Annotated in this window: 9 protein-coding genes; 4 read left to right on the top strand and 5 right to left on the bottom strand. The window is 68.1% G+C overall.

Features of this window, described 5'->3' with window-relative positions; all coding sequences use genetic code 11:
- Positions 1-105 precede the first annotated feature (105 nt).
- Positions 106-1,467, bottom strand: a complete 1,362-nt coding sequence (locus tag ASG29_RS11470) for an acyl-CoA dehydrogenase family protein (protein WP_055983884.1) — start codon at positions 1,465-1,467, stop codon at positions 106-108.
- Positions 1,468-1,535: 68 nt separating this feature from the next.
- Here ASG29_RS11470 and ASG29_RS11465 point away from each other — a divergent pair, with 68 nt between their 5' ends.
- The 4 genes from ASG29_RS11465 to ASG29_RS11450 all read left to right on the top strand — a co-directional run bounded on the left by ASG29_RS11465 (position 1,536) and on the right by ASG29_RS11450 (position 4,462).
- Positions 1,536-2,534, top strand: a complete 999-nt coding sequence (locus ASG29_RS11465) for a phosphotransferase family protein (RefSeq protein WP_055983881.1) — start codon at positions 1,536-1,538, stop codon at positions 2,532-2,534.
- Positions 2,528-2,878: a DUF6285 domain-containing protein gene (locus ASG29_RS11460; protein ID WP_055983878.1), complete on the top strand. Its 351-nt coding sequence runs from the start codon at positions 2,528-2,530 to the stop codon at positions 2,876-2,878. Before ASG29_RS11465 ends, ASG29_RS11460 begins: the two co-directional genes overlap by 7 nt.
- Positions 2,879-2,949: 71 nt before the next feature.
- The gene (locus ASG29_RS11455) at positions 2,950-3,261 is read left to right on the top strand and encodes a PilZ domain-containing protein (RefSeq protein WP_162242967.1); all 312 of its coding nucleotides are present in this window, start codon (positions 2,950-2,952) and stop codon (positions 3,259-3,261) included.
- A gap of 79 nt (positions 3,262-3,340) precedes the next feature.
- Positions 3,341-4,462, top strand: coding sequence for a CaiB/BaiF CoA transferase family protein (locus tag ASG29_RS11450; RefSeq protein WP_055983872.1), 1,122 nt, complete (start codon positions 3,341-3,343; stop codon positions 4,460-4,462).
- A 686-nt stretch (positions 4,463-5,148) separates the two neighbouring features.
- Here the strand turns inward: ASG29_RS11450 and ASG29_RS11445 are convergent.
- From ASG29_RS11445 to ASG29_RS11430, 4 genes are read right to left on the bottom strand one after another with little or no spacing between them, the layout of a single operon-like run.
- The gene (locus ASG29_RS11445) at positions 5,149-6,150 is read right to left on the bottom strand and encodes an NADPH:quinone oxidoreductase family protein (RefSeq protein WP_156457984.1); all 1,002 of its coding nucleotides are present in this window, start codon (positions 6,148-6,150) and stop codon (positions 5,149-5,151) included.
- Positions 6,113-6,742 (bottom strand): 3-isopropylmalate dehydratase small subunit, encoded by a 630-nt coding sequence (gene leuD, locus ASG29_RS11440; RefSeq protein WP_055983869.1) that lies wholly within the window; start codon positions 6,740-6,742, stop codon positions 6,113-6,115. The genes ASG29_RS11445 and leuD overlap by 38 nt, the downstream gene beginning before the upstream one ends.
- Complete coding sequence (locus ASG29_RS11435) at positions 6,739-7,161, bottom strand: type II toxin-antitoxin system VapC family toxin (protein ID WP_055983866.1); 423 nt, start codon at positions 7,159-7,161, stop codon at positions 6,739-6,741. Before ASG29_RS11435 ends, leuD begins: the two co-directional genes overlap by 4 nt.
- On the bottom strand, positions 7,158-7,421 hold the full coding sequence (locus ASG29_RS11430; protein WP_055983863.1) for a type II toxin-antitoxin system Phd/YefM family antitoxin: 264 nt from the start codon (positions 7,419-7,421) through the stop codon (positions 7,158-7,160). The genes ASG29_RS11435 and ASG29_RS11430 overlap by 4 nt, the downstream gene beginning before the upstream one ends.
- Positions 7,422-7,539 lie beyond the last annotated feature (118 nt).

The raw sequence follows: 7,539 nt of genomic DNA, 5'->3' as shown, positions 1-7,539 counted from the left end.
GGGGGGGGGGGGGGGGGGGGGGGTTCTCCACGGGCGCAGCGCTTGCGGCGTTCCCCCTCCACCATGCTTCGCATGGTCCCCCTCCCCGTTCCGGGGAGGATTTGTTTATCGCAGCGCCTGTTCGCCTGATCGCGGGCGGATCTGCGGTTCCTGCCGATAGTCGACGTCGCTCCAGTCCAGGTCGCCCAATTCGCCGCGGCGCGGGCCGAGGTAGCCGAACAGGAAGGCGGCGACCTTGCGCATCTGGATCTCCTCCGCACCCTCGGTGATGCGGTAGCGGCGGTGGTGGCGGTAGATGTGCTCGAACGGCTTGTGCCGCGAATAGCCGATGCCGCCATGCACCTGCATCGCGCGATCCGCCGCCTCGCAGCACAGGCGGTTCGCCCAGTAATTGCACATGCTGACGCGGTCGCTGAGGCGCTTTTCCACCTCGTGGTGCGGCATCTGGTCCATTTCCCACGCGGTCTTTCGGATCAGCAGGCGCAGCATCTCCACCTGCGTCGCCAGTTCGACCAGCGGGAACTGGATCCCCTGGTTGCGGGCGAGGTCCTCGCCGAACGGCTTGCGCTGCCGCGCGTAGCGGATCGATTCCTCGATACAGTAACTCGCGGCGCCGAGCGACGAGGCGGCCTGGCGGATGCGGTTTTCGTGCACGAACGCCTGCGCCACGGGCAGGCCGTTCTCCTTCGCGCCGAAGATCGCGGTGTCGGGCACCCATACGTTCGTGAAGCTGACGCGCGGATGGTCCGACGGCATGTTGAAGGTCCACAGATATTCCTCGATCACCACGCCGGGATCGTCGCAGGGGACGAGGAAGCAGGTGATCCCCTTCGCCGCGCCGTCATCGCCGCTGGTCCGCGCGAACAGGGCGCAATGCGTCGCGACGTGCATGCCCGTCGTCCACATCTTCTCCCCGTTCAGCAGATAGCCGGGGACGCCGTCGCGCTCCTCCGCCACGCCGCGGGTTTCCATGTGCGTCGCGTCCGATCCGTGGCGCGGTTCGGTCAGGCCGAAGGTGACGCGCCGGGTGCCGTCCATCGTGCCAGCGATGAATTCGGCGCGCTGCGCCTCGGTCCCGAAATCGTCGAACATCTTCGCGAAGGGATTGTTCGCAACGATCGAATGTTCGGTCTGGAGATCGTTGTGGAGGCCCAGCCCCTTGGCGGCGAGATATTCGCGGATGACGCACATCCACAGGTTCGAACCGCCCTTGCCGCCGAACTTGGGATCCATCGCGAAGCGCAAATGCCCCGCCTTGTCCGCGCGGCGTTTCGCCTCGCGCATCAATTCCTCCCATTCGTGGCGCGGCAGGCCGCCGCCCTCGAAATCGGTGCGCGCATATTCGCGGCGGTGGTCGAAGAAGCGGACGTTGTCGTCCCTGTCCTCCAATGGCTTGATCTCCGCCTCGATGAAGCGGTCCAGTTCGGCCAGATAGTCGCGCAGGTCCTGCGGCAGTGCGAAATCCATCTCTCTCTCCCGATTAAGTCGAGTCTTTTAACTGGCGTAGCGCGGGCAGGTGTGATGTACCACCGCGAATGACGCAGCGGCTGTCGAAGGACGCGATTCAGGAGCGGTTGGGCGCGCTGGGCCTGGGCCCGGCGAGCGGCGTGGCGTTGCTGACCGGCGGGGCGAGCATGGAGACATGGGCGTTCGATGCCGGTGGGCGGGCGCTGATCCTGCGCCGGCGGGGCGCGGACGTGGAGGATCATCCGGGGAAGAAGCCGCCGCTGGAACGCGAGGCGCAGGTGATCGCGGCGGCGGAGGCGGCGGGCGTGCCGGTGCCGCGGGTCGTCCACGTGTGCACCCCCGGCGACGGGCTGGGCGAAGCCTATGTCATGGCGCGGGTCGACGGTGAGACGCTGGGGAAGAAGATCGCGACCGACCCGCTGTTCGCGCCCGCGCGCGATGTGCTGGCGCGGCAGTGCGGCGCGGCGCTGGCGCGAATCCATGCGACCGCCCCGCCGGCGGGGCTGGACACGCTGGATGCCGCAACGACGCTGGCGAATTACGAGGCGACGTGGCGTGCATCGGGCGCGGTGCGGCCGGCGATCGAGGCGGCGTTCCGCTGGCTGGAACGGCGATTGCCGGACGAACCGGTCGCGCCGCGGCTGGTGCATGGCGATTTCCGGAACGGGAACCTGATGGTCGATCCCGACCGGGGGCTGGCGGCGGTGCTGGACTGGGAACTGGCGCATGTCGGCGATCCGGCGGAAGACCTGGGCTGGATCTGCACCAACAGCTGGCGGTTCGGACAGCCGGGGAAGCGCGTCGGCGGGTTCGGCGACCTCGACGACCTGCTGGCGGGCTATCGCGATGCCGGGGGCGCGGCCATCGCGCCGGAGCGGGTCGATTTCTGGCAGATGGTCGGCAGCCTGAAATGGGGGGTCATGACGACGATGATGCACGCGCGCTTCGCCGCCGATCCGACCGCGGGGCCGGAACGCGGCGTCATCGGCCGGCGGCTGAGCGAGACGGAGGCGGATATCGTGGCGATCATCGCGCGCAGGACGTCGGAAGGGGGCGCCCCATGCTGACCCATCCCACCGCACAGGCGCTGGTCGAGGGCGTGGCGCGGTGGCTGCCCGTCGACGGCAGCGCGTCGGGCTTCACGCTGCGCGTCGCGCGCAACGCGCTGGAGATCGCCGCGCGCGACATGGCGATGGGTCCGGCGGCGGATGCGCGCGCGGTGGCGCGGATGCGCGCAATTATGGGGATGGAGGGCGATCGCGACTCGCTGGACGCCGCGCTGGTCGCCGCGATCCGGGCGGGACGGATCGCCCCCGACGATCCCGCGCTGGTCGCGCATCTGGCGGCGAGTGCGCTGGATGCGCTGGCGATCGACCAGCCACGCTACGCCCATGAACTGGCGACGCGCTAACCGACCGTTTATCCCGCGCCGCTAAAGACGGGCGCATGTCGGAACCATCGTCCCGCGCACCGCGCAATTCCGTGATCCTGTACGCCGCCGTCACCCGCGAGGGCGGCGCCGCCGTCGATTGCCGCGTCCGCAACCTGTCGTCCACCGGCGCCTGCATCGACGATGCCGCCGCGTTGCGACCCGGCCAGCGGGCCACCGTCCAGATGGGCGCGCTGCGTCCGATGGGCGCGGACGTGATGTGGGTCGAGCGCGGCTTCGCCGGGCTGCGGTTCGACGGCGCGGTCGACCTGGCCGCGGCACGGCGCCCCCGCAGCAAGACCGTCGTGGCGGCACAGGCGGGATGGATCGGCAATCTGGGCGACGCCTATCGCCGGTCCGCCTGAGCGCGGGCGGCCATAACATTTGTTGTGCCCGCGCGGATCGCGCTCTAGTCCTGCGCCGAACGAAGCAGGAGAGCGACGCGTGAGCACCCCACCCCTCGACGGCATCCGCGTGGTCGAATTCGCGGGCATCGGCCCCGGCCCCTTCGCGGGCATGATGCTGGCCGATCATGGCGCGGAGGTGATCCGCATCGACCGCGGCACGCGCGGCGACGGCATCGGCGTGGCGGACAGGGACCCGCTGCTGCGCAACCGCCAGTCGATCGCGCTGGACCTGAAGAAGCCCGAATCGATCGCGGCGGTCCGCCGCATCGTCGCGGGCGCGGATGCGATCATCGAGGGGTTCCGACCCGGCGTGATGGAGCGGCTGGGCCTCGGCCCCGACGTGCTGATCGGCGACAACCCGAAGCTGGTGTACGGTCGCATGACCGGCTGGGGCCAGACCGGGCCGATGGCGAACGAGCCGGGGCACGACATCAATTACATCGCGATATCGGGGGTGCTGAACGCGCTGGGCCGCGCGGGCGAGAAGCCGACGCCGCCGATCAACCTGGCGGGCGATTTCGGCGGCGGGGGCATGGTGCTGGCGTTCGGGATGCTCGCCGCGCTGCTGCATGCGCAGCGCACGGGCGAGGGACAGGTCGTGGATGCCGCGATGACCGACGGGTCCGCGGTGCTGATGTCGATGATGTGGGGGTTCCGCGCGATGGGGCGGTGGAAGGACGAGCGCGGCACGAACCTGCTCGATACCGCGGCGCATTTCTACGACACGTATGAAACCAGCGACGGGAAGTTCGTCTCGCTGGGCGCGATCGAACCGCAATTCTATGCCGAGTTCCGCGCCGTGATGGGATTGTCCGACGCGAAGTGGGACGCGCAGATGGATGCGCGCCAATGGGGGGCGTTGAAGGAGGAGGTGACGCGGCTGTTCCTGGCCGAGACGCGTGACGAATGGGTGGCGCGGTTCAAGGGGCACGACGTGTGTTTCGCGCCGGTGCTGGGGTTCGACGAGGCGCTGGTCGACCCGCACAACGTGGCGCGGGGCACGTTCGTGACCGCGGGCGGGGTGGCGCAGCCGGCCCCGGCGCCGCGCTATTCGGTCAGCGACACGGTGGCGCCGGTGATGTCGGGCGCGCGGCGCGATGCGGAGGTGCTGCGGGAATTGGGGTTCGCGGCGGATGAGGTGGCGGCGCTGGGGTTCTGAGGCTGGCTGCCTTCTGCGCGAGGGCCGGGTGCGAACGCGAATTGAAAACGGGGCGATAGCGGCGTGCGGCGTCATCAGCGCCGAGCGCCCGCGTACGCCCAGTTGCAGACATAAGCTAACTACGCCAGACAGAGGCATGGCTCCGAACCGACGAATGTTCACAGTGCTGTCCATTCTACCGCTGCTTTCAGCTTGTGAAGCGAAGCCACCAGTTCTGCCCTACATCGCGGTCGGCATGTATAGTGGAGAGTGCGGCTATGACTGGAACAGTTCCGCTTTTTCAATCGATCACCCGGATCGTCGCAGACCGTGGAAAAGCTCGAAAGACGTGGCCGTGCTGATCCGCTTCCCACCAGTCGACAAGGACTGCGTAACGAGAGCCTACGCAATTCTCGTGAAAGACGGATTTAGGCGCATTTACGTGACGTCAACGAAGCAACCGAGTGTGGGCGGGGCTGACCCGCCGCTAATGCCATAGAGCGTTGAAAGTCCGCTTTCCACGATCACCAGACATTCGAGAGGCATGGCGCAATTGCCGGATTGGCGTATGCTGGCACGATATCGCGCCACCGTCGTTTACTCGGTCGTGCCGGACTTGATCCGGCATCCATCGTGCCGCGAGAACGGATAGCGTTGGACCCGCGGCACGATGGACCCCGGAACACGTCCGGGGTAACGGACAGGTGTCAGTCCGCCACCCGCACCACCAGCTTCCCGATCGCGCCGCGGTTCGCCATTTTCGCGATCGCGTCGCCGCCATTTTCGAAGGCGAACACCTCGGTCACGCGCGGGGCGATCTTGCCGGCTTTCCACAGGTCGAACAGCTGGCGGATGTTGGTGCGGTTCTTTTCCGGTTCGCGCGCGGCATAGGCGCCCCAGAACACGCCGCACACGTCGCAGCTCTTCAGCAGCGTCAGGTTCAGCGGCAGCTTCGGGATCCCGGCGGGAAAGCCGATGACGAGGTAGCGCCCTTCCCAGCCGATCGCGCGCAGGGCCGGCTCGGCATAATCGCCGCCGACCGCGTCGTAGATCAGCTGATAGCCGGCCTTCCCGCCCTTTTCCTTGAACGTCTCCGCCAGCGCCTTCGATTCATCCTTTGAGAACGGGGCGCGGCCGTAGACGATGACGTCGTCCGCGCCCGCATCGCGCACCGCCTGCGCCTTCTCCTCGCTCGACACCGCGCCCACGACGCGCGCGCCGAACGCCTTGCCCAGCTCGACCGCGGCGAGGCCGACGCCGCCCGCCGCGCCGAGGACCAGCATCGTGTCGCCCTCGGCGATATGACCGCGGTCGACGAGCGCGTGGATCGTCGTGCCGTAGGTCAGGAGCATCGAGGCGCCTTCCTCGAACGAGCGTTCGTCGGGGATGGGATAGATGTTGTCGGCCTTCATCACGAGCTTCTCGACCAGCCCGCCCATGCCGGTGTTGCCCATGACGCGGTCGCCGGGCCTGAAGGCGGTGACGCCCTCGCCCACCGCCTCGACCACGCCGGACACCTCGCCGCCCGGCGCGAAGGGCCGCGGCGGCTTGAACTGGTATCTGTCCTCGATGACCAGGACGTCGGGATAGTTGATCGCGCAGGCCTTCACCGCGACCAGCACCTCGCCCGCGGCCGGGACGGGATCGGGCAGTTCGCCGATCTCCAGAGTTTCAGGTCCGCCCGGCGCCCTCGACAGCAATGCCCGCATGTCCGCTCTCTCCCTTGATCCAGGGGCGATCGTTGAACATCGCCGCCTCGAAATTTGAAATCGCGGTATCCTTTGCCAGTGTCAGGCCGACTTCGTCCAGCCCTTCCATCAGGCATCGGCGGCGGAAGGGGTCGAGGTCGAAGGCGAAGCGGTCCTGATACGGGGTGGTGACGGTCATCGTTTCGAGGTCGATCGTGACCGGCTGGTCGCGCGCGACCTCCAGCAGGCGGTCGACCTGCTCCTGCGGCAGGACGACGGTGACGATGCCGTTCTTGAACGCATTGCCCGAGAAGATGTCGGAGAAGCTGGGCGCGATCACCGCGGCGATGCCCATGTCGGCGAGCGCCCAGGCGGCATGTTCGCGGCTGGACCCGCAGCCGAAATTGTCGCCCGCGATCAGGATCGGCGCGCCGGCGTAGCGCGGATCGTTGAACACATTGCCCGGTTGCGCGCGCACGGTCTCGAACGCGCCCTGCCCCAGCCCGGAGCGCAGAATCGTCTTCAGCCAGTGCGCGGGGATGATGACGTCGGTGTCGACGTTCTTCTGGCCCCAGGGATAGGCGGTGCCGGATACGCGGGTGACGGGGTTCATGCGGGCTCCTCGACCAGCGCGATGCCGACGCGCCGTGCGGCGTTGTTGAGATCGTCGTCGAGGCTGGCGAGCGGCAGGCCGCGCCGCTCGGCGAGTTCGAGATAGAGGGTGTCGTAGACGGTGAGGCGATGCGCGCGCGCGAGGGGGAGGATGCGATCGAACATCGCGGCCGGGTCGATCGCGTCGACTTCGAGATTCAGGAGCGCGATGCGTCCGGCGAACGCCGCCGAGTCGCCGGTCGTCGTGCGCTTCCTCCGTTCGCCGACCAGCATGCCGTTCGCGATCTCCGCGAACCAATGCTGCGGCACCACGACCGTCTGCTCGTCGCTGAGCACCGAGACCGCGCGCGTGTGGTCGGTGAACTCGTCGCGGAAATACCATGAAAGCGCCATCGACGCGTCGAGGATGAAGGCGCTCACCGACGCCCCTCGTTGATGAGGTCCTTCGTCGTCAGATCGGGTCCGAGCGTTGGCCCGTGCGCCATCAACCACGCCTCATATTCCAGCCGCCGCCGCCGCCGCTCCTCGACGCTCAGCTTCGGCGTCAGCGCCACCAGCTTCGCGACGGGGGCGCCGTGGCGCTTGATGACGATCTCCTCCCCCGCCTCGGCGCGGCCGACGAGTTCGGAGAAGCGCGCCTTCGCCTCGGCGAGGGGGAATTCGCTGACGCGCATATCCATGACCAGTTCCTTTGCAAATCTGGTCAGAATATGCGCGCCGTCGTCCGCGTCGTCAACGCGCGCGCGACGTGCTTCCCGCGCTCGTCTTCGCGATCGCGGCATAGGCGGCATAGCCGCT

Origin of the sequence: Sphingomonas sp. Leaf412, from assembly GCF_001425405.1 — a bacterium.
Classification (GTDB): Bacteria; Pseudomonadota; Alphaproteobacteria; order Sphingomonadales; family Sphingomonadaceae; genus Sphingomonas.
Note: the sequence above shows the minus strand (reverse complement) of the source record. Positions and strands in the feature narration are given on the sequence as shown.

Bases quoted from the DNA above. Each gene is read 5' to 3' on its own strand.
- ASG29_RS11470 (WP_055983884.1), bottom strand. From the start codon at position 1,467: ATGGATTTCGCACTGCCGCAGGACCTGCGCGACTATCTGGCCGAACTG.
- ASG29_RS11465 (WP_055983881.1), top strand. From the start codon at position 1,536: ATGACGCAGCGGCTGTCGAAGGACGCGATTCAGGAGCGGTTGGGCGCG.
- ASG29_RS11460 (WP_055983878.1), top strand. From the start codon at position 2,528: ATGCTGACCCATCCCACCGCACAGGCGCTGGTCGAGGGCGTGGCGCGG.
- ASG29_RS11445 (WP_156457984.1), bottom strand. From the start codon at position 6,150: ATGCGGGCATTGCTGTCGAGGGCGCCGGGCGGACCTGAAACTCTGGAG.
- leuD (WP_055983869.1), bottom strand. From the start codon at position 6,742: ATGAACCCCGTCACCCGCGTATCCGGCACCGCCTATCCCTGGGGCCAG.
- ASG29_RS11430 (WP_055983863.1), bottom strand. From the start codon at position 7,421: ATGGATATGCGCGTCAGCGAATTCCCCCTCGCCGAGGCGAAGGCGCGC.